The sequence below is a fragment of the Lentzea sp. NBRC 105346 genome, from assembly GCF_030269605.1.
In the GTDB taxonomy this organism is placed as follows: domain Bacteria; phylum Actinomycetota; class Actinomycetes; order Mycobacteriales; family Pseudonocardiaceae; genus Lentzea.
In genome coordinates this window covers 122,633-143,545 of the sequence record NZ_BSTQ01000007.1, presented here as the reverse complement: position 1 = coordinate 143,545, position 20,913 = coordinate 122,633, and the positions used below count along the sequence as shown (strand labels likewise).

Sequence of the window (20,913 nt, the reverse complement as noted above, 5' to 3'; positions counted from 1 at the left end):
CCTAGGGCGCTGGCCACACGAAATCACGAGGGAAGACACCGGCTTTCGGCGGCATCGCCGCCCGAGCGGAGCGAGGGCAAATGGGCACTGTCGTCGTCGGGCGGGTTGCCAAGGCGCACGGGATCACTGGCGAACTCGCCGTTGACGTGCGTACTGATTCACCTGAGATGCGTTTCGCGCTTGGGGCGAAGATGCAGGCCAAGCTGCGCGACGGCACGTCCCGAAGCCTCACCGTGGCAGCCGCCCGGCCTCATGCCGGGCGGCTGCTCGTGCGTTTCGAGGAAGTCGTCACGAGGGACGTCGCGGAGGCGTTGCGCGGCACGTTGCTGCTGGGCAGCACCGCCGACCTCCCGCCGACCGACGACCCGGACGAGTTCTACGACCACGAGCTCGAGGGCCTCGACGCGCAGCTGCTCGACGGCACGTCGATCGGCACCGTCAAGGAGATCGTGCACGGTCCCGGTGGCGAGCTGCTGGTCGTGAACCGCCCGAACGGCGAGGCGCTGATCCCGTTCGTGCGCGAGATCGTGCCGACCGTGGACGTGGCCGGCGGCCGCGTCGTGATCGACCCGCCAGAGGGCCTGCTCGATGCGGATTGACGTCGTCACGATCTTCCCCGAGTACCTGGCGCCGCTGCGGGCGGCGCTGCTGGGGAAGGCGATCGACAAGGGCCTGATCAGCGTCGACGTCCACGACCTGCGGGACTGGACGCACGACGTGCACAAGGCCGTCGACGACAGCCCGTACGGCGGCGGTCCGGGCATGGTCATGAAGGCCGACATCTGGGGCCCCGCGCTCGATGACGTGTGCACCGAGCAGACGCGGCTGATCGTGCCGACGCCGGCCGGGCGCCCGTTCACGCAGGCGGTCGCGCACGAGTTCGCGGCCGAGTCGCACCTGGTGTTCGCGTGCGGCCGTTACGAGGGCATCGACCAGCGCGTCGTCGAGGACGCGTCGCGGCGGATGCGGGTCGACGAGGTGTCCATCGGCGACTACGTGCTGGTCGGCGGCGAGGTCGCCGTGCTGGCGATCGTGGAGGCCGTCGCCCGCCTGCTGCCGGGCGTGCTGGGCAACCCGAAGTCGCACGCCGAGGACTCGTTCCAGGACGGTCTGCTGGAAGGCCCCAGTTACACGCGCCCCGAGGTGTGGCGTGAGCTGGCCGTTCCGGACGTGCTGCGGTCGGGCAACCACAAGGCGATCGAGCGCTGGCGGCGTGACCAATCACTCACGCGGACGTTCGAGCGGCGACCAGATCTGCTGGAAGCGTTGCCGGACGAGGCGTTCGACAAGCACGACCGGGCCCTGCTGGCCCGGCTGCGCGAGCCGTCCGACTAGGGCCGATTTCAGTCCGGGGCACCCCATCTGGCACACTGGACGGGTTGCTGCAGCCGGTTGCGTACCGGCGCGCGCTCAGCCGACCCCACCATGTCGTGCACTGCCATGGAACATGCTCTGGGGAGTAACAGACTCACGTGAGGACGACCGATGAACATCCTGGACGCACTTGACGCCCAGTCGCTGCGCTCCGACATCCCCAGCTTCCGGCCGGGCGACACGCTGAAGGTCCACGTCCGCGTCATCGAGGGCTCGCGCGAGCGCGTCCAGGTGTTCCAGGGCGTCGTGATCCGCCGCCAGGGCGGTGGCATCCGCGAGACCTTCACCGTTCGCAAGGTCTCCTTCGGTGTCGGCGTCGAGCGCACCTTCCCGGTGCACTCCCCGAACATCTCGGAGATCGAGGTCGTCACCCGCGGTGACGTCCGTCGCGCGAAGCTCTACTACCTGCGCGACCTGCGCGGCAAGGCCGCCAAGATCAAGGAGAAGCGTGAGGCCAAGCCGGTCAGCTGACCGCGTTGCCTGAGCTTTCCGAAGACGACGAGGACGCCTCCGACGACGAGTCCCCAGAGGGCTCGGGTCGGAGGCGTCCTCTGTGGCGTGAGCTCGTCGTTCTGACCGTCACGGCGCTGGTCCTGACGGTCCTCATCCAGCAGTTCGTCGCGCGGGTCTACGTGATCCCGTCGGCGTCGATGGAACAGACCCTGCACGGCTGCAACGGCTGCCAGAACGACCGCGTGCTGGTCGACAAGATCACCTACCGGTTCTTGGACGTCGAGCCCGGTGAGGTCGTCGTGTTCCGCGGTCCGGACGCGTGGAACAACGACTTCGTGTCCCCGCGGTCGTCGAACGCGTTCGTCGCGGCGTTGCAGGGCGCCGCCTCGCTGCTCGGCCTCGCGCCGCCGAACGAGCGGGACTTCGTCAAGCGCGTCATCGCGGTGTCCGGCCAGACCGTCGAGTGCTGCGACGCCGAGCATCGGCTGCTCGTGGACGGCAAGCCGCTGGACGAGCCGTACGTCTACTGGCAGCCCGGCACGTCCCCGGCGAACCACGAGCCGTTCGCTCCGGTGCGCGTTCCGGAGGGCCGTTTGTGGGTCATGGGGGACAACCGCACCAACTCGATCGATTCGCGCAAACAGGGCGGCGGGGGCGAAGCGGGCACGGTGCCGGTGGCGAACGTGATCGGCAAGGCGCGTGTGATCGTTTTTCCGGCTGCTCGCTGGAGTGCGGTCTCGGACCACAATCCGCAGGTCGTGGCACTCGGAGCCCCGGCGGCGGCCGGGTTGCTCGCCGCGTTTCCGGTGCTGTGGGTGGGACGCCGCATTCGCAAGCGAATAGGCTGATCTCGTGGTTGACGTGGATCCCGATCAGACCCCGGCTGACGACGAGCAGCCGAAGCCCTCTTCCAAGAAGAAGAAGCGCAAGGGGAACTTCTGGAAAGAGCTGCCGATCCTGATCGTCGTCGCGGTGGGTCTGGCGGCGTTGATCCAGGTCTTCCTCGGTCGCGTGTACATGATCCCGTCGGAGTCGATGGAACAGACGCTCCACGGCTGCTACGGGTGCTACGGCGACCGCGTGCTCGTCGACAAGATCACCTACGACTTCACCGATCCCTCGCCGGGCGACGTGGTCGTCTTCCGCGGCCCGCAGTCGTGGCAGAACGACTTCGTGGCCGCCGAGCCGGGCAACGTGGTGTCGAAGTCGTTGCAGTGGCTGGGTTCCCTGGTCGGTCTGCCGTCGGCGAACGAAGAGGACTTCGTCAAGCGCGTCATCGCCGTGCCGGGCCAGACCGTGAAGTGCTGCGACGACCAGAACCGCGTGATGGTCGACGGCAAGGCGCTGGACGAGCCGTACGTGTACTACGCGGCGGGCGGCAGCACCTCGCAGGAGTCGTTCGCGGAGCTGAAGATCCCGGACGGCTACCTGTTCGTGCTCGGCGACAACCGCAACGACTCGTGCGACTCGCGCTGCCAGGGCGGCGGCGGCCAGGCGGGCCTGGTGCCGATCGACAACGTGATCGGCAAGGCGCGCATCATCGTGCTGCCTCCGACGCGATGGGGCGGCGTCACCGACCACAACCCGCAAGTGGTCTCGATGGGTGCACCGGGATGGCAGCAGAGCGTCCCGATGGGCGTCGGTATCGTCGCCGCGTGGCCCGTACTCCTGCTCGGCCGGCGACTGCGCCGCCGACTTCAGCGATGACGTTGCTGCGACCGCCTCGAGCCGTGGTGCGCGGCTCGTCGGGCAACTGGGCCCTGCAGTCCGCGCTCGACCGCCGCGGACTGGGCCCGGTCGCCGGTGTGGACGAGGCCGGCCGCGGCGCGTGTGCGGGTCCGTTGGTTATCGCCGCCTGCGTGCTGCGTCCAGGTGACGCCGCCCGGTTCGAAGGGCTCACCGACTCGAAGCTGATGACCGCGCTCGCGCGCGACCGCATGTACGACAAGGTCCTGGCGCGGGCGCTGGACCACGCGGTGATCGTGGTGTCCTCGGCCGAGGTCGACCGGCTGGGCATCCATGTGACCAACATCGAGGGCATGCGGCGAGCGGTAGCCCAGCTGACGACGCATCCTGGTTATGTGCTGACCGACGGCTTCCGCGTGCCGGGTTTGACGGCGCCCTCGATGTCCGTGCTGAAGGGCGACCAGGCGGCGGCGTGCGTGGCGGCCGCGTCGATCCTGGCGAAGGTGACGCGGGACCGCATCATGGCCGACCTGCACGCCTCGTACCCCGAGTACGGGTTCGACGTGCACAAGGGCTACTGCACGGCCGAGCACACGGCCGCGCTGACGGCGCACGGACCCTGTCCGGAGCATCGTTGGTCGTGGGTGAACGTGACGTCCGCGGCCTTAGCGCACGGCATGACCGCGCCACACCGGGTGGTGCGCACGATGGCCGCTCAGGCCGTAGTCCAGAATGGGGCACTCCCGATTTCCATCGGAGAGCTCGCGACGAGGGAGGGCGCGGAGCAGATGACCCGCGCGGAGGCGTAATGAGTGCAGAGGATCTCGAGAAGTACGAGACCGAGATGGAGTTGTCGCTGTACAAGGAGTACCGCGACATCGTCAGCCAGTTCTCGTTCGTCGTGGAGACCGAACGGCGTTTCTACCTGGCCAACTCGGTGGACGTGCAGGTCCGCAACGCCGACGGCGAGGTGTACTTCGAGGTGCGGATGTCCGACGCGTGGGTGTGGGACATGTACCGTCCCGCCCGTTTCGTGAAGAACGTCCGAGTCATCACGTTCAAGGACGTCAACGTCGAGGAGCTGGACAAACCAGACCTGCGCCTGCCGGACAGCGGCCCGTTCCCGACATAGCACACCCCACCGACAATCCCGCCCCGCCAAGATCGACTTGGCGGGACTTGTCCACACCCCCCGACTTATCCACAGCCAGCGCCTGACGCCCCCCACCGCCCCCTCCCACCCGGCAAAGTGACCTTGCCGACACCCCCGGGAGGAACCGATGGCAACGATCACGCGCACCCACAACGACGAGCTCGGCCTCAAGGGCGAGGACCTCGCCTGCGAGTACCTGACGAAGCAGGGCCTCGTAGTCCTGTCACGCCGCTGGAAGTGCCCGGACGGCGAGCTCGACATCGTCGCCACCGACGGCGACCGCCTGGTGGTCTGTGAGGTCAAGACCAGGTCCGGCGTCGCGTTCGGCACGCCGGACGAGGCCGTTTCGCCGGTGAAGCTGGAACGAATCCGCCGCCTGGGCCTGCACTGGCTGTCCGAGTACAACGTCGGCTGGTGCCAGATCCGGGTGGACCTGGTCTTCGTCCTATGGCCGCCGGGCGGCCAGGTCCGCCTACGGCATCTGCGAGGTGCCTGATGGCCATCGTCCGTGCGGCATCGCTGCTTGCCCTGGTCTCGCCGCCTGCTCTCTCACATCCCCATCCGGCAATTCCCCATTCCGCGCAGCGGCATCTCTCAGAGCCACCATCAGCGACACCTCACCCGGCCGGAGGTGCCTGATGGCCCTCGCCTGTGCCTGGTCCGTGGCGCTGTTCGGCGTCGACGGCCTGGCCGTCGAGATCGAAGCCGACGTAGGCGTCGGCCAACCCAAGACCCAACTCCTCGGCCTGCCCGACAAGGCACTCCACGAGTCCAAGGAGCGCGTCAAAGCCGCCGTCCGCAACACCGACGAGGAGTGGCCCAAGCAGCGCGTCGTGCTCGGCCTGTCGCCCGCCGCCATGCCCAAGGGCGGCTCGGGCTACGACCTGGCCATCGCCTGCGCCACGCTGGCAGCGTCCAAAGCCGTCCCCCCGGACAAGCTCGGCGGCACAGTGCTGATCGGCGAGCTGTCCCTCGACGGCCGGGTGCGCCACGTGCGCGGAGTGCTGCCCGCCCTGCTGGCCGCGCGGCGGGCGGGGCTGCGGCGGGCGATCGTGCCGCACGACGCGTTGCCGGAGGCGGCCTTGGTCGACGGCGTCGACGTCCTTGGAGCCGGTCGCCTCGGCGACGTGCTGGCGTGGCTGCGCGGGGAGGCGCACTCGCTGAAACCACCACCGCCGCACGAGAATCCGCCTCTGCCCGCTCCTCCCGACCTGGCTGATGTCGTCGGCCAGCCCGAGGCGCGCTGGGCGCTCGAGGTCGCGGCCGCGGGTGGCCACCACCTGTTGCTCACGGGGCCGCCCGGCACCGGGAAGACGATGCTGGCCGAACGACTGGTGGGCCTGCTGCCGCCGCTGTCGCGCGACGAGGCGCTGGCGGTGACGGCGGTGCATTCGGTCGCGGGCATGCTGGCGGCCGAGGCGCCGCTGGTGGCCGCGCCGCCGTTCATGTCGTTGCACCACACGTCGTCCATCACGGCGCTTGTGGGCGGTGGCAGCGGCCTCGCGAAGCCCGGTGCGGTGAGCCGGGCGCATCGCGGGGTGTTGTTCCTCGACGAGGCCTGCGAGTTCGGGCCGCGGACGTTGGAGGCCTTGCGCACCGCGCTGGAGGACGGGGAGATCCGGTTGGCGCGGCGCGACGGCATCGTGCGGTATCCGGCGCGGTTTCAGCTCGTGCTCGCCACGAATCCCTGTCCGTGTGCGCCAGCCAAGGAGATCGACTGCTGCTGCACGTCGATCGTTCGCAGGCGGTACGCGGCGCGGCTGTCCGGGCCGCTGCTGGATCGGGTCGACATCCGGGTTCGGATGCGGCCGCTGACGGCGATGAGCGGCGTCGAGGTCGGCGAACCCGAGCCGACCGCCGTGGTGCGCGAACGCGTGCTCAAGGCTCGCGCACGCGCCGCCGCCCGGTGGTCCGCGCACGGCTACGACTGGCGCACGAACGCTGAGGTGCCAGGGCCGGTGCTGCGCCGCGAGTTCGGCCTGCCCCGGTCCACGACGGCGTTGCTCGATCGCGGCCTCGCCGGCGGCGTGCTGACGGGGCGCGGCGCCGATCGCTGCCTGCGCGTCGCGTGGACGTTGAGCGATCTCGCCGAGGCGGATCAACCGACCGCGGACCACGTGGCCGCGGCACTCGAGTTCAGGGAGAGGAGGTCAGCATGATTCCCGAACAGCGAAGCACCACTGTGGAGCCGTCCCCGGAGATCCCGGACGTGGTGTTCCCGGTCGACTGGGGCCACCCCTGCCGCTTCGTGTGGCGGGCACCGGTGCCGATGCGTTCAGCGTTCTGGTTGCTGGATCGTGACGGTGCGCCCTGGCGGTGGTGGTGATGAACCTCGACGACGTCCGGTTGGCGCGGGCGTATCTGTCGCGGGTGGCGGAACCGTTCGCGGGTGCGTTGAGCGGGTTGGTGTCCGAGGTCGGTTGGGGCCACCCGTGCCGTTTCGTGTGGCGGGCACTGGTGCCGATGCGTTCAGCGTTCTGGTTGCTGGATCGCGACGGTGCGCCGTGGCGGTGGTGGTGATGAACCTCGACGACGTCCGGTTGGCGCGGGCGTATCTGTCGCGGGTGGCGGAACCGTTCGCGGGTGCGTTGAGCGGGTTGGTGTCCGAGGTCGGTCCGGTCGAGGCCGCCGCGCTCGTGCGGGCCGGCGAGGTGTCGCCCAGCGTGCTGAGTCAGACCTCGGCGCGGCGGGCGGTTGAGCTCGCCGAAGAGGACCTGCAGCGGATTCGGGCCCGCGGTGGGCGATTGATCATTCCGGAGGACGACGAGTGGCCGCGCTGGCCGTTCGTGTCCCTCGGGGTGGCGAACGGGCACCGGCGGTGCGGCGGCGAGCCGCTCGCGCTGTGGGTTCGCGGGGAGCACGACCTGAGCGAGGTGGCCGACCGGGCGGTCGCGGTCGTCGGATCTCGGGACGCGAGCGGGTACGGGCAGCACGTCGCCACCGAACTCGCCCACGGGCTGGCGTTGGCCGGTGTCGCGGTGGTGTCCGGTGCCGCCTATGGCATCGACGGCGCCGCGCACCGCGGCGCGCTCGGCGGAGGCGGGGTGACCGTCGCGGTGCTCGCATGTGGACCCGACATCGCCTATCCCGCCGGCCATCAGGGGTTGCTCGCCACGATCGCGCGCGACGGGCTCGTGGTGAGCGAGTACCCGCCCGGCGTAACACCCGCGCGGCATCGGTTCCTGACGCGCAACCGGCTCATCGCGGCGTTGGGGACCGGGACGGTCGTCGTCGAGGCCGGGCGGCGCAGCGGCGCGAAGAACACGGCGGCGACGACGGTCGCGCTCGGGCGCGTGCTGATGGTGGTGCCGGGTCCGGTCACCTCGGCCAGTTCGACCGGCTGCAACGAGCTGCTGCGGTCGGGTGACGCGGTGCCGGTGTCGAGCGTCGCCGAGATCGTCGAGTCGATCGGGCGGTTCGGGGACGACCTCGTGGAAACCGTGGGGGACAAGCGAAGCGATCTCGGTGCGCCGCAGGGTGACGCGATGCGCGTGTACGAGGCGCTGGGCCTGCGGTCCGGGCACAGTCCGGAGGTGATCTCCGTGGAGTCCGGTGTGGAGCTCGGGCGGGTGCGGGCGCTGCTGCCGGAGCTGGAGCTCGCCGGACTGGCGAGCCGGGGAGAGGAGGGATGGCGACGGCTGGAGCCGTCATTCGGGTGAGCCTGCTCATTCCGGTTGGGTGAGAATTGTTGCTCTGCGCGGAGATGTTGCTGACTCAACGAAGTTGGGAGCGCTCTCAGCCCATTGCCGGTGTGGCGGAACTTGACCACGGGGCTCAGGAGGCGCAGCGTTTCTGCCTATGTCCTCCCCGCCGCCAGGTCGGACACGTCGTGTCGATCTTGTTCGCTTGCGCGAGAAGCTGCCCGCGAACGTGGCCGACGCACTTCGGCGGTACGAGCGGCATCTGGCGCTGGAACGGGATCTCTCGCCGCACACGGTCCGGGCCTACCTGGGCGACGTGGTGGCGTTGCTGGGACACATTGCCGGTGACTCGCCCGAGCGGGCGGACATCGGTGCTGTGGACCTGGCGAGTCTGCGGGCATGGCTGGCGGCACAACGGAATGCGGGTGCGAGCCGCACGACGATGGCACGCCGGGCCGCCGCCGCGCGGACGTTCACGGCGTGGGCTGTGCGTGAGGGGCTGCTGGCGCAGGATCCGGGACCGCGGCTGGCCGCGCCGCGACCACACCGGACGCTGCCCTCGGTCCTGCGTGCTGACCAGGCAAGTGAGGCGATGGCGGCCGTATCCTCCGGCGCTACCGAAGGTGATCCGGTTGCGCTGCGTGATCAGGCCGTGGTGGAGTTGCTCTACGCCACGGGCGTTCGCGTAGCCGAGCTCTGTGGTCTTGATCTCGATGACGTGGACTACTCCCTAAGGGTGATTCGGGTTCTCGGCAAAGGCGGGCGCGAGCGCACCATCCCGTTCGGCATTCCAGCCGAACGAGCGCTGCGGCGTTGGCTCGACGAGGGAAGAAAAGACCTGGTCACGCCCTACTCTCCGGCGGCTTTGTTCCTCGGGGCCCGCGGCGGGCGTATTGATCAAAGGGCCGTTCGGCGACTGGTACACGAGGTAGTCGCCGTGGTACCGGACGCGCCGGACATTGGGCCACACGGGTTGCGCCACTCCGCTGCGACCCATTTGTTGGAAGGAGGAGCGGACCTGCGCACCGTCCAAGAACTGCTTGGTCACGCTACGCTCGCAACGACTCAGCTTTACACACACGTCACTGTCGAACGGCTGAAGGCGATCCATGACCGAACCCACCCCCGTTCCTGACGCCTCAGGGGGAGGTTCGCGTACGGCGACCGTGCCCCCTGAACCTCTGGTGCCCAAGCCTGCGTCGAAGCAGACCAACGGGCACCGTCAGAACGGCGCTCCCCGCACCGAGCAGGCCGAGCTCGGTGAAGACGAGCCCAGTGGAGAAGAGACGAGCGTCGAAGGCCTTCGTGCCGCCACCACATCCGCCGCGCAGCGACCGGATGTCCGTACCGCCGACGATGTCGAGGCCGGCATCGTCGCGTTGTGGCGCAGCTACGGCGAGTCCCGCGACCAGAACCAGCGCGACCGCCTGGTGCTGCACTACGCACCACTGGTCAAGTACGTCGCCGGCCGCGTGGGCACGGGCCTCCCGGCGCACGTCGACGTGTCCGACCTGATCCAGTCCGGCATCTTCGGCCTGGTCGACGCGATCGAGAAGTTCGAGCCGGAGCGTGGTCTCAAGTTCGAGACCTACGCCATGCAGCGCATCCGCGGCGCCATCCTCGACGACCTGCGCGCCCAGGACTGGGTCCCGCGCTCGGTGCGCAGCCGCGCCCGCGACGTCGAGCGCGCCCTCGAACGCCTCGGCGCCAAGCTGCAGCGCACCCCGACCGACCGCGAGCTCGCCGCAGAGCTCAAGATCGGCCTCGCCGAGCTGCGCGAACTGTACGGCCAGCTCCAGCTCACCAGCGTCGTCGCGCTCGACGAGCTCATCGCGCCCAACAAGGGCGGCTCCTCCCTCGCCGAGTCGCTCCCGGACGAGGACGCCGAGGACCCGGTCGCGAGCCTCGTCGACCTGGACAGCCGCCGCCAGCTCGCGGACGCCATCGCCCAGCTCGCCGAACGCGACCGCGTGGTCGTGACCCTCTACTACTTCGAGAACCTGACTCTCGCCGAGATCGGCAAGGTCCTCGGTGTCACCGAGTCCAGGGTCTGCCAGCTGCACACCCGCGCCGTGCTGAGGCTGCGGACCAAGCTCAACGAGCAGACCGAGGACTGACCCGCCACAGCCCTGTGCCCTCGCCGGCCGGGAGTCGCACCCGCGACTCCCGGCCGGTTCGCGTTTGCGGACGGGTGTGCAGGAGGTGGGTCAGACGGGATGCGGGGTGGTCAGGAAGATCGCGGTTGGTGCGCGATGGGGTAGCTGCGGTGAGGGGCGGCTGGCGGGAAGCGGGGGTTTGTGGTCATTGGTCTCCTCTGGACAAAGGCGGCGGATGGGGGTGCGTGACGTCGCTAGTCGGTGGGGCGGAGTGCGGGAAACGGAGTGGGATTGGTATCGCGGGCCGTGGCGGGGGCTCGGTGGTGAGGGCAGGGTCGGGCTTGTGGGGGCGGTTGGGCGGTCGTGAGGCCGGTGGCTGTGGGGTCGCTTGGGCGAGGAGGAGGCGGGGTTTGTGCTTGGTGGGGTTGTTTGGCGGTTGTGGACTGAGGCGGAACCGGTTGGGCGGATGTGATCAGGGCGTGTGGCCGGGTGCGGCAGGTCGGCGGCTGCGGAGTTCGGGCGGGACCGGTCGGCGAGCCGGGAGACCCGGTGCCCTCAGCCTGGGGCGAATTCCGTAGGGGCTGGCCTCCTTTCGCGGATAGGGGTGGGCACGGCCGGCTTCGTATCGAGGGGACGGCCGGCCGTGCCCACCGGTCTGCGGCGACGCCCAGGGAGGGAGTGCCCTGCCGCGCTCGGGGCGCGCGGCAGCGCGGGCGTCGGGCGCAGACCGCGACCTCGTCACCGGAACCGTTGGTGACCGCAACGGTGTGACGGGTCGCGTCAGGGGGCGACGGGAAGCAGGCGGACCCGGCCGGGCGAGACCAGGCGTAAGGGGTTCAGGTACTCGGGACCGCGCCTGGCGCCCCAATGCAGGCAGGAGTCGCAGCCGGGGTGGCCGCCCGCCAGCGTCCCGATCACCTCACCGCGCCGCACGCGCTGGTGTACGGCGACAGAGGGCGTCACGGGCTCGTATGTGGTGCGCAGGCTGCCGTGGTCGAGCGACACGAGCGATCTGTCCACTAACAAGCCCGCGAACACCACAACGCCGTCACCGGACGCGAACACTGGGGCGCCGACGACACCGAGCAGGTCGACGCCGCGGTGGCCCGGCCCATAGGGAGACGGGGGCGCGGCGAACGAGCGCACGACCCCATGTGGAGGGGCCAGGGGCCAGCCGAAGCGGCCGTGGGGGATGGGGAGCACGAGCAGTAGGGCGAGGAGAGCGGGCATGTCCAAACGGTCTCGAAGGCGAGGGTGCGGGACCAGCGGGGATCTCCAAACTGTGGATAACTCGCGGGTTGTGGATAACTTGCCCCCGTGACCTCGGGCCGATTCGAAGTTTGTCGGGGGGAGGGCGTAGACTGCTCGGCGCGCCCCGTGTACTCGCGGGACGACTTCGCGTGCCAACGCAGATCCGGCCCAACACAGCTGTGTGGCCGAGTCACGACGTCCGAACGGTCCTGAAGCTGCAAAGCCGAGGGTTGCGGACGGCGGTGTGGGCACCAGGGCGGTCAGCCAAAGGGGTGGCCGCGACAACCGGCATACGCGTGCGAACGCGTCCGACAGACGAGGTGCGAACCGGCCATGGCCGTCGTAACCATGAAGCAGCTGCTCGACAGCGGCGTGCACTTCGGGCACCAGACCCGGCGCTGGAACCCGAAGATGAAGCGCTACATCCTGACCGAGCGCAACGGCATCTACATCATCGACCTGCAGCAGACGCTGACCTACATCGACCGCGCCTTCGAGTTCGTCAAGGAGACGGTCGCCCACGGTGGGTCGATCCTGTTCATCGGCACCAAGAAGCAGGCGCAGGAGGCCATCGCCAACGAGGCGCTCCGCGTCGGCATGCCCTACGTGAACCAGCGCTGGCTGGGCGGCATGCTCACCAACTTCTCCACGGTCCACAAGAGGCTTCAGCGGCTCAAGGAGCTGGAGTCGATGGAGCAGACCGGCGGCTTCCAGGGTTTCACCAAGAAGGAAATCCTGATGATGAACCGCGAGAAGGACAAGCTGGAGCGCACGCTCGGCGGTATCCGCGACATGTCCAAGGTGCCCAGCGCGGTGTGGATCGTCGACACCAAGAAGGAGCACATCGCGGTCGGTGAGGCTCGCAAGCTGAACATCCCGATCGTCGCGGTCCTCGACACCAACTGCGACCCGGACGAGGTCGACTACCCGATTCCGGGCAACGACGACGCGATCCGCTCGGCCGCCCTGCTGACCAAGGTCGTGGCCGAGGCCGCCGCCGCCGGTCTCATGGCGCGTTCCGGTGCCCGCCGCGACGCCGCCGAGGGCCAGGACAAGCCCGAGGTCGCGAGCGACGAGCCGCTGGCGGAGTGGGAGCAGGAGCTCCTGACCAACTCGGCCGAGGCCCCGGCCGAGCAGCCCGTCCAGTCCTGATTCGAACCACGCGGCGCCCCGCCATGGGCGCCGCGTGGACTCAAGCGCGTACATCGCAGAAGGAAAACGATGGCGAACTACACCACCGCGGACGTCAAGAAGCTCCGCGAGCTCACCGCCGCCGGCATGATGGACTGCAAGAAGGCGCTGGACGAGGCTGACGGCGACTTCGAGAAGGCCGTCGAGATCCTGCGCATCAAGGGCGCCAAGGACGTCGGCAAGCGCGCCGAGCGCACCACGTCCAACGGCCTGGTCGCCGTCAAGGACGGCGCGATGGTCGAGCTGCGCTGCGAGACCGACTTCGTCGCCAAGAACGCCGACTTCATCGCCCTCGCGGACGAGATCGTCGCGATCGCCAAGGCCAACAAGGTCGCCGACGTCGAGGCCCTCAAGGCCATCGAAGTCGACGGCAAGTCGGTCGACGCGCTGGTCCAGGAGTTCTCCGCCAAGATCGGCGAGAAGCTCGAGCTGGCCAAGGCCGTCGACTTCGACGGCACCGTCTCGACCTACCTGCACAAGCGTGCCGCCGACCTGCCGCCCGCCGTCGGCGTGCTGGTCGAGTACACCGGTGACAACGCCGAGGCCGCCAAGGGTGCCGCGATGCAGATCGCCGCGATGCGTCCGAAGTACGTCACCCGCGAGGACGTCCCGGAGGAGCTCGTCGCGAACGAGCGCCGCATCGCCGAGGAGACCGCTCGCGAGGAGGGCAAGCCGGAAGGCGCGCTGCCCAAGATCGTCGAGGGTCGCGTCAACGGCTTCTTCAAGGACGTCGTGCTCCTCGAGCAGGCTTCCGTGACGGACAGCAAGAAGACGGTCAAGGCCCTGCTGGACGAGGCCGGCGTGACGGTTACCCGTTTCGCTCGGTTCGAGGTCGGCCAGAGCTGAGACGTGCGAGGGCGGGGTTGCGCTTGACGGCGACCCCGCCCTTGCCGTGTCCGAGTCCAAACCCCTTCCAATGCCGCGAGGAGAGGACCAGTGAGCGAAGAGGGTAGCCACGGCTACAACCGGGTGATGCTGAAGCTCGGCGGCGAGATGTTCGGTGGCGGCGGAGTCGGTGTCGACCCCGACGTGGTCCAGACGGTCGCCCGCCAGATCGCCGCCGTGGTCCGCTCCGGCGTCCAGGTCGCCGTCGTCATCGGCGGTGGCAACTTCTTCCGCGGCGCCGAACTGCAGCAGCGCGGCATGGACCGCTCCCGCGCGGACTACATGGGCATGCTCGGCACGGTCATGAACTGCCTGGCGCTGCAGGACTTCCTCGAGCGCGAGCACGGCATCGACACGCGCGTACAGACCTCCATCCAGATGACGCAGGTGGCCGAGTCCTACATCCCGCGCCGCGCGATGCGTCACCTCGACAAGGGCCGCGTCGTGATCTTCGGCGGCGGCGCCGGTCTGCCCTACTTCTCGACCGACACGACGGCCGCGCAGCGCGCGCTGGAGATCGGTTGCGAGATCGTGCTGATGGCCAAGGCCGTCGACGGCGTCTACACCGCCGACCCCAAGATCGATCCGGATGCGCTGATGTTCGACAACATCACGCACCGCGAGGTCCTCGAACGAGGCCTCAACGTCGCAGACGCGACCGCGTTCAGCCTCTGCATGGACAACAACATGCCGATCCTCGTTTTCAACCTCCTCACCGAGGGGAACATTGCGCGCGCGGTGCGTGGTGAGAAGATCGGAACCCTGGTGAGTACCCCCGGTGGGCGTCCAGCTTTCTAGACCTGCTGGGATCAGGGCAGACACGCACGCAGAGCAAGGAGCAGTCGTGATCGACGAGACCCTCCTCGATGCCGAGGAGAAGATGGAAAAGGCGGTCTCGGTGGCGAAGGAAAACCTCGCCTCCGTCCGGACCGGTCGCGCCAACCCTTCGATGTTCTCGCGCATCGTCGTCGAGTACTACGGATCGCCGACCCCGCTGAACCAGCTGGCGAGCGTTGCGATCCCCGAGGCTCGGATGGCGGTCATCAAGCCGTACGACACCAGCCAGCTGCACTCCATCGAGAAGGCCATCCGCGACTCGGACCTCGGAGTGAACCCGAGCAACGACGGCACGGTCATTCGCGTGGTCATCCCGCAGCTCTCCGAGGAGCGCCGCAAGGAGATGGTCAAGGTCGCGAAGACCAAGGGCGAAGAGGCCCGCGTCTCGGTGCGTGGCGTTCGCCGCAAGGCCAAGGAAGAGATCGACCGTCTCGTCAAGGACGGCGAGGTCGGCGAGGACGACGGCGTGCGCGGTGAGAAGGAGCTCGACTCCCTCACGCACAAGTACACCGCTCAGGTCGACGAGCTGGTGAAGCACAAGGAAACCGAGCTCCTCGAGGTCTGATGTGGGAGCACAGGTGATTGGCGGTCAGCAGGACGCGTCCAAGCCGTCCAGAGCCGGACGCGACCTGCGGGCGGCGATCCTGGTAGGGGTGAGCCTCGGCGCGGTGATCATCGCCGCGCTGCTCACCTACCGGCAGATCTTCATCGGCATCGTCGCGGCCGCCGTCGCCGTCGCGACGGTCGAGCTGTCGACCGCCTTGAAGAAGAGCGGTATCCAGGTCGCGCTGATCCCCGTGCTCATCGGCGGCCAGGCGATGATCTGGCTGTCCTGGCCGTTGGAACGGACCGGTCTGATGACCGCGTTCGTGATCACGGTCATCGCGTGCATGATCTGGCGGTTCCGCGGCGGCGCCGACGGTTACCTGCGCGACCTGTCGGCCTCGGTGCTGACGGCCGCGTACATCCCGCTGTTCGGCACGTTCGCGGCGATGCTCGTCGTCCCCGAGGACGGCGCGGGCCGCGCCTTCTGCTTCCTCATCGGCGTCGTGCTGTCCGACACCGGCGGCTACGCGGCGGGCGTCTTCTTCGGCAAGCACCCGATGGCGCCGGCGATCAGCCCGAAGAAGTCCTGGGAGGGCTTCGCGGGATCGATGATCGCGGGCATGGCCGGTGGCGCACTGACGGTCAGCCTGCTGATCGACGGCGAGTGGTGGCAGGGCGTGCTGTTCGGCGCGGCACTCGTCATCACGGCGACCGCGGGTGACCTCGTCGAGTCGCTGATCAAGCGCGACCTCGGGATCAAGGACATGGGCACGCTGCTGCCCGGTCACGGCGGCCTGATGGACCGGATGGACTCGCTGCTGCCGTCGGCCGTCGTGTCCTGGCTGCTACTTCACCTGTTCGTGTAAACCGGGACGTCAGTCGTCGTACGGGTCGTCGACCTCGGCACGCGGCTCGGCCTCGATGGCGCGGGACTGGTCGACGACCGAGAACGCCATATGGTTGTGGTCCTCGACGGTCGTTATGCGCCCGAACGGCGTGTCGTAGGGCTCGACGGTGACCCGGCCGCCCAGCTCGAGCACGCGCGTCGCCACCGCGTCGATGTCGATCTCCGGCGCGGAGTTGAAGTAGATCATCCAGTGCGGCTTCTCCCGGTATTGGAACTCTCGTCCCATCCGCTGTCTGCCCACGACGTCCTGGCCCTCGACCGAGTAGACGACGTAGTCCAGCCGGTGCCCGTCACCGATCTGGGTCATGTCGTAGTGGCACAGGTCCCGGAAGAACGTGTCGGCCGCGGCGCCGTCGCGCGTGTTCAGCTCCGCCCACGCGAACGCGCCGTGCCCGTCGGTGCCGAACCGCCAGTCGGGTGGCACGTGCCGGAACCCGACGACCGCGCCGGTCGGGTCGGTGATCAGCGTCGACTGCGTGTGGTCCGCACTCTCCTCGGGATTGCGCAGCACCGATCCGCCCAGGTGGAACGCCTTCTCCGCGGTCGCCCGCGCGTGCGGTGTGAGCAGGTACAGCCGCCACGGTCCGGGCGCCTCCGACTGCGGGAGGCCGGCGACGGGAATGCCGTCGACCATGGCGACGGTGTAGCCGTCGTCGTCGGTGTAGTGCCATCCGAACAGGCCCGTGTAGAAGTCCACGGCGGATCGGATGTCAGGGACGGGAAGCTCGACCCAGCAGGGGCTACCCGCGAGTAGCGGCCTGATCCGGGGCGAGTTGGGCGCGATCGACACAGCCGCCTCCTGCAGGGGGTGAAGATGTGATCACGCTACGCCGTCGAACGCCGATTCCGAACAGTCAACTGACAACTACAGTGCACTCGTGAGGGGATTCGCGTGAAGGGCTTCGTCCGGGCGGCACTGGCCGCGGTCAGACCGGTCGACGTGGTGCCGAGCCCGAACATCTGGCACTGGCCGGAGGTCTACGAGATCGAGAACCGCGCGCAGGACGCGGGCGGCGCGATCTGGGCCGCCCTGCGCGCGGAGTGCGACTGGACCGGGCTCGACGTGGTCGACGTCGGCTGCGGCACGGGTTTCCACCTGCCGATGTTCTCCGAGACGGCCCGCAGCGTCGTCGGCGTCGAGCCGCACCAGCCGCTGGTCGTGCGGGCACGGCAGCGGATCGCCGATCTGCCCGGTGTGCGAGCGCTCTCCGGTCCCGCGCAACGCCTGCCGCTGCCGGACGCGTCCGCCGACCTCGTGCACGCGCGGACCGCCTACTTCTTCGGGCCCGGCTGTGAACCGGGTCTGCAGGAGGCCGATCGGGTGCTGCGGCCCGGCGGCGCGCTCGCGATCGTCGACCTGGACGGCACGGCCGAGCCGTACGGGCCGTGGCTGTGCGCCGACGAACCGCGCTACAACCCGGCCGCGGTGGAGAAGTTCTTCGCGGACAACGGGTTCAGCCTGCGGCGGATCGTCGCCGAGTGGCGGTTCGAGCGGCGCGAGGATCTGGAGGCCGTGCTGCGCATCGAGTTCTCCGAGAAGGTGGCGGACCGCGCGATCGCGGCGACGCCGGGGCTGAGCTTCCCCGTCGGCTACCGCCTGCACGTCCGCCGCAAGCCCGCCGGGTTGATCGTCTAGCGACTTGCAGGCGGTTTGCAGAGGACTTGCAGACCGGTCGTCGACCCTGGTCACATGAGGCGATGGCTCGTTCTGGGGATAACGGCGTCGATCATGATGGTGGCCGGGCCCATTGCGGTTTCCGAGCCGGGACACGTCCACGGGCACGTGTTCGCGCGCTCGGACCGGAACACGTTGTCCCACTGGTGGCGAGGATCTGACGGCGTCGTCTACTTCGCCGACTGGGGCGGCTCGATCGTCGGCGCTCCGGAGGTGCTGGTGCGCGGCGACGAACAGCTTGTGTTCGCCCGTGGAGCCGACGGCACGCTGTCGGGGTGGTCGTGGAGTGCGGCGAAGGGCCTGCGCTTCACCTCGTGGGGCGGAAAGATCGAGAGCGACCCGCGGGCGCACGTCGAGCGGGACCGGCTGCACGTTCGCGCCTGGTCGGCCCGCAGCACCGTGGCGCACTGGTGGTGGGTACCGGGTGAGGGCGCGTTCTACGAGGACTAGGTTCACGTTCGTGGAGAAGCGAAACGCAGGCAGGCTGGGGCGCGACTTCGGCGTGATGGGGCTGGGCTGCTGGCAGCTCGGCGCCGACTGGGGCGAGGTGGACGAACGCGACGCGCTCGCGTTGCTGCACGCCGCCGCCGACACGGGTGTCGACTTCTTCGACACCGCGGACGTGTACGGCGACGGCCGCAGCGAGACCCTGGTGGGCCGGTTCCTCAAGGAACGCAACGATCCCGGCATCTTCGTGGCGACGAAGATGGGGCGGCGGCTGCCCGAGCAGACGCCGGAGGGGTACAGCCGCGAGAACTTCCTCGCGTGGAACGACCGCAGCCGGCGCAACCTCGGCGTGGACACCCTCGACCTGGTGCAGTTGCACTGCCCGCCCACGCCCGTCTACCGCACCGACGCGGTGTTCGACGTGCTCGACGAGATGGTCGACGCCAAGCGGATCGCCGCGTACGGCGTGAGCGTGGAGCGGGTCGAGGAAGCGCTGACCGCGATCGCGCGGCCGAACGTGGCGAGCGTGCAGATCATCCTGAACGCGTTCCGGCACAAGCCGTTGGAGGAAGTGCTGCCCGCGGCGGCGTCAGCGGGTGTCGCGATCATCGCGCGGGTGCCGCTCGCGTCCGGCCTGCTGTCCGGGAAGTACACAAAGGACACTTCGTTCGGTGCGGACGACCACCGCAACTACAACCGCAACGGCGAGGCGTTCGACGTCGGGGAGACGTTCTCCGGTGTGCCTTACGACGTCGGCCTGGAGGCGGTCGAACGGTTGCGTCCCCTGGTGCCCGCGGGGGCGACGATGGCGCAGTTCGCGCTGCGCTGGATCGTCGACCAGCCGGGTGTGACGGTCGTGATTCCGGGTGCGCGCAACGTGGAGCAGGCTCGGGCCAACGCCACGGCCGCCGACCTCGCGCCGGTCGACTCGGCGGAGATCACGCGCGTGTACGACGAGCTGATCCGGCCGCACGTGCACGACCGCTGGTGACTACGACTCCTCGCCGAGGATGGCGTAGAGCTTGCGGCGCAGCTCGTTGTAGAGCTTGATCGCGCGTTCCTTCTGCTCGGTGGTGCCGGCGTGGGAGATCTGCTCCATGGCACTGCCGAGCAGGCGGACCGCCGTGCGCAGCTCGCCGTCCACCGGGTCGAGCTGGATGCCCTCCCACGGTGCCGGGGACCCTTCGGCCGCCGTGGCGTCGGTGAGGGTGAAGAGCTTCTTGCCGTCCTCCTCGACCGCCGTGACGATGCCCTCGTCGGCCAGCATCTGCAACGTCGGGTAGATCGAACCGGGGCTGGGCGTCCACTGGCCGTCCGTGCGCCGGGCGATCTCCTGGATCATCTCGTAGCCGTGCATCGGTCGTTCGGCGAGCAGGTGCATGACAGCCGCGCGCATCTGCCCGCGCCGCTGCCTGCCCCGGCCGCGACCTTCTCCAAAACCGTGCCCGTGGCCGTGACCAGGGCCGAATCCTCGGCGGAACCCGCCGCCACCGCCGAACCCTTCGCGACCGCCGAAGCCGCGTTCGTGGTGACCGTGCCTGTGCATGTGTTCGTGTAGGTGTCGTCTCATGGCGTTAACGATATATCGGAGACTATCGAGATGCAACGGTAAATAGCGCGCCGATCTCGTGGGACACTAGATGTGCTATGACCTCCCTCCCCCTTGTCTTCGACGCGCCCAAGCGCGGCCTGCCGCCGCGCCACCTGGTCGACCTCACGCCCGCGCAACGCGCCGAGGCGGTGGCCGCTCTGGGTGAGCAGCCGTTCCGCGCCAAGCAGCTGTCGAACCACTACTTCAGCCGCCTGACCGTCGACCCGACCGATATGACGGACATTCCGGCCGCGTCGCGGGAGAAGCTGGTCGCGGACCTGATGCCGGGGCTGTTCTCGGTCGTGCGGAAGGTGACCTGCGACGAGGGCACGACCCAGAAGACGCTGCTGCGCGCCCACGACGGCACGCTGATCGAAAGCGTCCTGATGCGCTACCCGGACCGCGCGACGCTGTGCATCTCGTCGCAGGCGGGCTGCGGCATGGCGTGCCCGTTCTGCGCGACCGGTCAGGGCGGCCTGCAGCGCAACCTGTCGACCGCCGAGATCGTCGACCAGGTCCGCATGGGCGCCCGCGCGATGCGCGACGGCGAGCTGCCCGGTGGCCCCGGTCGGCTGTCCAACATCGTCTTCATGGGCATGGGCGAGCCGCTGGCGAACTACAAGCGCGTGATCGAGGCGGTGCACCGCATCACGGCTCCCGCGCCGGACGGGCTGGGGATCTCGCAGCGGACCGTGACGGTGTCGACCGTGGGGCTGGTGCCGGCGATCCGGAAGCTGACCGAGGAGAAGCTGCAGGTGCGGCTGGCGGTGTCGTTGCACACGCCGGACGACGAGCTGCGCAACACGTTGGTGCCGGTGAACACGCGGTGGGACGTGTCCGAGGTGCTGGAGGCGGCGCGTGGGTACGCGGATCAGACCGGGCGGCGGGTGTCGATCGAGTACGCGCTGATCCGGGACATCAACGACCAGCCTTGGCGGGCGGATCTGCTCGGGAAGAAGCTGCGCAAGCACCTTGGGCAGTTGGTGCACGTGAACCTGATTCCGCTGAACCCGACTCCGGGGTCGAAGTGGGATGCGTCGCCGAAGCCGGTGGAGCGGGAGTTCGTGCGGCGGGTACGGGAGCAGGGTGTCGAGTGCACCGTGCGGGACACCCGTGGGCAGGAGATCGCGGCGGCCTGCGGGCAGCTGGCCGCCGAGGGCTGACGTTCCCGGCGTGATCG

The 20,913-nt window shown here is 69.1% G+C and carries 26 protein-coding genes; 23 read left to right on the top strand and 3 right to left on the bottom strand.

Features of this window, described 5'->3' with window-relative positions; all coding sequences use genetic code 11:
- Positions 1–80: 80 nt before the first annotated feature.
- From rimM to QSK35_RS17225, 14 genes are all read left to right on the top strand, one after another.
- Positions 81–599: a ribosome maturation factor RimM gene (gene rimM, locus QSK35_RS17290; protein ID WP_285747280.1), complete on the top strand. Its 519-nt coding sequence runs from the start codon at positions 81–83 to the stop codon at positions 597–599.
- Entirely contained in the window at positions 589–1,335 is a 747-nt protein-coding gene (trmD, locus tag QSK35_RS17285; RefSeq protein WP_285747278.1) for a tRNA (guanosine(37)-N1)-methyltransferase TrmD, read from the top strand. Before rimM ends, trmD begins: the two co-directional genes overlap by 11 nt.
- A 150-nt stretch (positions 1,336–1,485) precedes the next feature.
- Entirely contained in the window at positions 1,486–1,845 is a 360-nt protein-coding gene (rplS, locus tag QSK35_RS17280) for a 50S ribosomal protein L19 (RefSeq protein ID WP_146360271.1), read from the top strand.
- 5 nt (positions 1,846–1,850) lie between these two features.
- Positions 1,851–2,675 carry a signal peptidase I gene (gene lepB, locus QSK35_RS17275; protein ID WP_285747275.1) on the top strand — a complete coding sequence of 275 codons (825 nt, stop codon included), beginning with the start codon at positions 1,851–1,853 and terminating at the stop codon, positions 2,673–2,675.
- A gap of 4 nt (positions 2,676–2,679) precedes the next feature.
- Positions 2,680–3,534, top strand: coding sequence for a signal peptidase I (lepB, locus tag QSK35_RS17270; protein ID WP_285747273.1), 855 nt, complete (start codon positions 2,680–2,682; stop codon positions 3,532–3,534).
- The gene (locus QSK35_RS17265; RefSeq protein ID WP_285747270.1) at positions 3,531–4,322 is read left to right on the top strand and encodes a ribonuclease HII; all 792 of its coding nucleotides are present in this window, start codon (positions 3,531–3,533) and stop codon (positions 4,320–4,322) included. Before lepB (QSK35_RS17270) ends, QSK35_RS17265 begins: the two co-directional genes overlap by 4 nt.
- Entirely contained in the window at positions 4,322–4,645 is a 324-nt protein-coding gene (locus QSK35_RS17260) for a DUF2469 domain-containing protein (protein ID WP_146360279.1), read from the top strand. The genes QSK35_RS17265 and QSK35_RS17260 overlap by 1 nt, the downstream gene beginning before the upstream one ends.
- Positions 4,646–4,793: 148 nt before the next feature.
- The gene (locus tag QSK35_RS17255; protein WP_285747267.1) at positions 4,794–5,162 is read left to right on the top strand and encodes a YraN family protein; all 369 of its coding nucleotides are present in this window, start codon (positions 4,794–4,796) and stop codon (positions 5,160–5,162) included.
- A gap of 142 nt (positions 5,163–5,304) precedes the next feature.
- A complete protein-coding gene (locus QSK35_RS17250) occupies positions 5,305–6,825 on the top strand; it encodes a YifB family Mg chelatase-like AAA ATPase (protein ID WP_285747265.1) in 1,521 nt (506 codons plus the stop codon).
- Complete coding sequence (locus QSK35_RS17245; RefSeq protein WP_285747263.1) at positions 6,822–6,992, top strand: hypothetical protein; 171 nt, start codon at positions 6,822–6,824, stop codon at positions 6,990–6,992. The genes QSK35_RS17250 and QSK35_RS17245 overlap by 4 nt, the downstream gene beginning before the upstream one ends.
- Positions 6,992–7,186, top strand: a complete 195-nt coding sequence (locus tag QSK35_RS17240) for a hypothetical protein (protein ID WP_285747261.1) — start codon at positions 6,992–6,994, stop codon at positions 7,184–7,186. Before QSK35_RS17245 ends, QSK35_RS17240 begins: the two co-directional genes overlap by 1 nt.
- On the top strand, positions 7,186–8,325 hold the full coding sequence (gene dprA / locus QSK35_RS17235; protein WP_285747648.1) for a DNA-processing protein DprA: 1,140 nt from the start codon (positions 7,186–7,188) through the stop codon (positions 8,323–8,325). Before QSK35_RS17240 ends, dprA begins: the two co-directional genes overlap by 1 nt.
- Before the next feature lie 139 nt (positions 8,326–8,464).
- A complete protein-coding gene (locus QSK35_RS17230; protein ID WP_285747259.1) occupies positions 8,465–9,442 on the top strand; it encodes a tyrosine recombinase XerC in 978 nt (325 codons plus the stop codon).
- Positions 9,417–10,424 (top strand): FliA/WhiG family RNA polymerase sigma factor, encoded by a 1,008-nt coding sequence (locus tag QSK35_RS17225; RefSeq protein ID WP_285747257.1) that lies wholly within the window; start codon positions 9,417–9,419, stop codon positions 10,422–10,424. The genes QSK35_RS17230 and QSK35_RS17225 overlap by 26 nt, the downstream gene beginning before the upstream one ends.
- 759 nt (positions 10,425–11,183) lie before the next feature.
- Here QSK35_RS17225 and QSK35_RS17220 read toward each other — a convergent pair.
- Positions 11,184–11,633 (bottom strand): murein hydrolase activator EnvC family protein, encoded by a 450-nt coding sequence (locus QSK35_RS17220; protein ID WP_285747255.1) that lies wholly within the window; start codon positions 11,631–11,633, stop codon positions 11,184–11,186.
- 354 nt (positions 11,634–11,987) lie between these two features.
- On the opposite strand from QSK35_RS17220, the gene rpsB reads away from it, so the two are divergent.
- The 5 genes from rpsB (at position 11,988) to QSK35_RS17195 (ending at position 15,979) form a co-directional block, all read left to right on the top strand.
- Positions 11,988–12,806, top strand: a complete 819-nt coding sequence (gene rpsB / locus QSK35_RS17215) for a 30S ribosomal protein S2 (RefSeq protein WP_285747253.1) — start codon at positions 11,988–11,990, stop codon at positions 12,804–12,806.
- A gap of 69 nt (positions 12,807–12,875) precedes the next feature.
- Positions 12,876–13,691, top strand: coding sequence for a translation elongation factor Ts (gene tsf, locus QSK35_RS17210; protein WP_285747251.1), 816 nt, complete (start codon positions 12,876–12,878; stop codon positions 13,689–13,691).
- 126 nt (positions 13,692–13,817) lie between these two features.
- The gene (pyrH, locus tag QSK35_RS17205) at positions 13,818–14,528 is read left to right on the top strand and encodes a UMP kinase (protein ID WP_502881674.1); all 711 of its coding nucleotides are present in this window, start codon (positions 13,818–13,820) and stop codon (positions 14,526–14,528) included.
- A gap of 46 nt (positions 14,529–14,574) precedes the next feature.
- Positions 14,575–15,132, top strand: a complete 558-nt coding sequence (gene frr / locus QSK35_RS17200; protein ID WP_285747247.1) for a ribosome recycling factor — start codon at positions 14,575–14,577, stop codon at positions 15,130–15,132.
- Positions 15,133–15,145: 13 nt separating this feature from the next.
- Positions 15,146–15,979 (top strand): phosphatidate cytidylyltransferase, encoded by an 834-nt coding sequence (locus tag QSK35_RS17195; protein ID WP_285747245.1) that lies wholly within the window; start codon positions 15,146–15,148, stop codon positions 15,977–15,979.
- A 9-nt stretch (positions 15,980–15,988) separates the two neighbouring features.
- On the opposite strand, the gene QSK35_RS17190 is transcribed toward QSK35_RS17195, so the two are convergent.
- The gene (locus QSK35_RS17190; protein ID WP_285747243.1) at positions 15,989–16,810 is read right to left on the bottom strand and encodes a VOC family protein; all 822 of its coding nucleotides are present in this window, start codon (positions 16,808–16,810) and stop codon (positions 15,989–15,991) included.
- A 102-nt stretch (positions 16,811–16,912) separates the two neighbouring features.
- Between QSK35_RS17190 and QSK35_RS17185 the strand changes: the two genes are divergently transcribed.
- Genes QSK35_RS17185 through QSK35_RS17175 form a run of 3 tightly spaced genes read left to right on the top strand, consistent with a single transcriptional unit; the run spans position 16,913 to position 19,133 of the window.
- On the top strand, positions 16,913–17,656 hold the full coding sequence (locus QSK35_RS17185) for a class I SAM-dependent methyltransferase (protein ID WP_285747240.1): 744 nt from the start codon (positions 16,913–16,915) through the stop codon (positions 17,654–17,656).
- A 54-nt stretch (positions 17,657–17,710) separates the two neighbouring features.
- Positions 17,711–18,145, top strand: a complete 435-nt coding sequence (locus QSK35_RS17180; protein WP_285747238.1) for a DUF8189 domain-containing protein — start codon at positions 17,711–17,713, stop codon at positions 18,143–18,145.
- Between the two features lie 55 nt (positions 18,146–18,200).
- Positions 18,201–19,133 carry an aldo/keto reductase gene (locus QSK35_RS17175; RefSeq protein WP_285747646.1) on the top strand — a complete coding sequence of 311 codons (933 nt, stop codon included), beginning with the start codon at positions 18,201–18,203 and terminating at the stop codon, positions 19,131–19,133.
- On the opposite strand, the gene QSK35_RS17170 is transcribed toward QSK35_RS17175, so the two are convergent.
- The gene (locus QSK35_RS17170) at positions 19,134–19,712 is read right to left on the bottom strand and encodes a PadR family transcriptional regulator (RefSeq protein ID WP_285747236.1); all 579 of its coding nucleotides are present in this window, start codon (positions 19,710–19,712) and stop codon (positions 19,134–19,136) included.
- 77 nt (positions 19,713–19,789) lie between these two features.
- Between QSK35_RS17170 and rlmN the strand changes: the two genes are divergently transcribed.
- Positions 19,790–20,896 (top strand): dual-specificity RNA methyltransferase RlmN, encoded by a 1,107-nt coding sequence (rlmN, locus tag QSK35_RS17165; protein WP_285747234.1) that lies wholly within the window; start codon positions 19,790–19,792, stop codon positions 20,894–20,896.
- Positions 20,897–20,913 lie beyond the last annotated feature (17 nt).

Bases quoted from the DNA above. Each gene is read 5' to 3' on its own strand.
- QSK35_RS17265 (WP_285747270.1), top strand. From the start codon at position 3,531: ATGACGTTGCTGCGACCGCCTCGAGCCGTGGTGCGCGGCTCGTCGGGC.
- QSK35_RS17255 (WP_285747267.1), top strand. From the start codon at position 4,794: ATGGCAACGATCACGCGCACCCACAACGACGAGCTCGGCCTCAAGGGC.
- QSK35_RS17260 (WP_146360279.1), top strand. From the start codon at position 4,322: ATGAGTGCAGAGGATCTCGAGAAGTACGAGACCGAGATGGAGTTGTCG.
- QSK35_RS17240 (WP_285747261.1), top strand. From the start codon at position 6,992: ATGAACCTCGACGACGTCCGGTTGGCGCGGGCGTATCTGTCGCGGGTG.
- dprA (WP_285747648.1), top strand. From the start codon at position 7,186: ATGAACCTCGACGACGTCCGGTTGGCGCGGGCGTATCTGTCGCGGGTG.
- QSK35_RS17230 (WP_285747259.1), top strand. From the start codon at position 8,465: ATGTCCTCCCCGCCGCCAGGTCGGACACGTCGTGTCGATCTTGTTCGC.
- QSK35_RS17170 (WP_285747236.1), bottom strand. From the start codon at position 19,712: ATGAGACGACACCTACACGAACACATGCACAGGCACGGTCACCACGAA.
- rpsB (WP_285747253.1), top strand. From the start codon at position 11,988: ATGGCCGTCGTAACCATGAAGCAGCTGCTCGACAGCGGCGTGCACTTC.
- QSK35_RS17180 (WP_285747238.1), top strand. From the start codon at position 17,711: ATGAGGCGATGGCTCGTTCTGGGGATAACGGCGTCGATCATGATGGTG.
- QSK35_RS17220 (WP_285747255.1), bottom strand. From the start codon at position 11,633: ATGCCCGCTCTCCTCGCCCTACTGCTCGTGCTCCCCATCCCCCACGGC.
- rplS (WP_146360271.1), top strand. From the start codon at position 1,486: ATGAACATCCTGGACGCACTTGACGCCCAGTCGCTGCGCTCCGACATC.
- pyrH (WP_502881674.1), top strand. From the start codon at position 13,818: ATGCTGAAGCTCGGCGGCGAGATGTTCGGTGGCGGCGGAGTCGGTGTC.
- tsf (WP_285747251.1), top strand. From the start codon at position 12,876: ATGGCGAACTACACCACCGCGGACGTCAAGAAGCTCCGCGAGCTCACC.
- rlmN (WP_285747234.1), top strand. From the start codon at position 19,790: ATGACCTCCCTCCCCCTTGTCTTCGACGCGCCCAAGCGCGGCCTGCCG.
- QSK35_RS17245 (WP_285747263.1), top strand. From the start codon at position 6,822: ATGATTCCCGAACAGCGAAGCACCACTGTGGAGCCGTCCCCGGAGATC.
- QSK35_RS17175 (WP_285747646.1), top strand. From the start codon at position 18,201: ATGGGGCTGGGCTGCTGGCAGCTCGGCGCCGACTGGGGCGAGGTGGAC.
- QSK35_RS17225 (WP_285747257.1), top strand. From the start codon at position 9,417: ATGACCGAACCCACCCCCGTTCCTGACGCCTCAGGGGGAGGTTCGCGT.
- rimM (WP_285747280.1), top strand. From the start codon at position 81: ATGGGCACTGTCGTCGTCGGGCGGGTTGCCAAGGCGCACGGGATCACT.
- trmD (WP_285747278.1), top strand. From the start codon at position 589: ATGCGGATTGACGTCGTCACGATCTTCCCCGAGTACCTGGCGCCGCTG.
- QSK35_RS17250 (WP_285747265.1), top strand. From the start codon at position 5,305: ATGGCCCTCGCCTGTGCCTGGTCCGTGGCGCTGTTCGGCGTCGACGGC.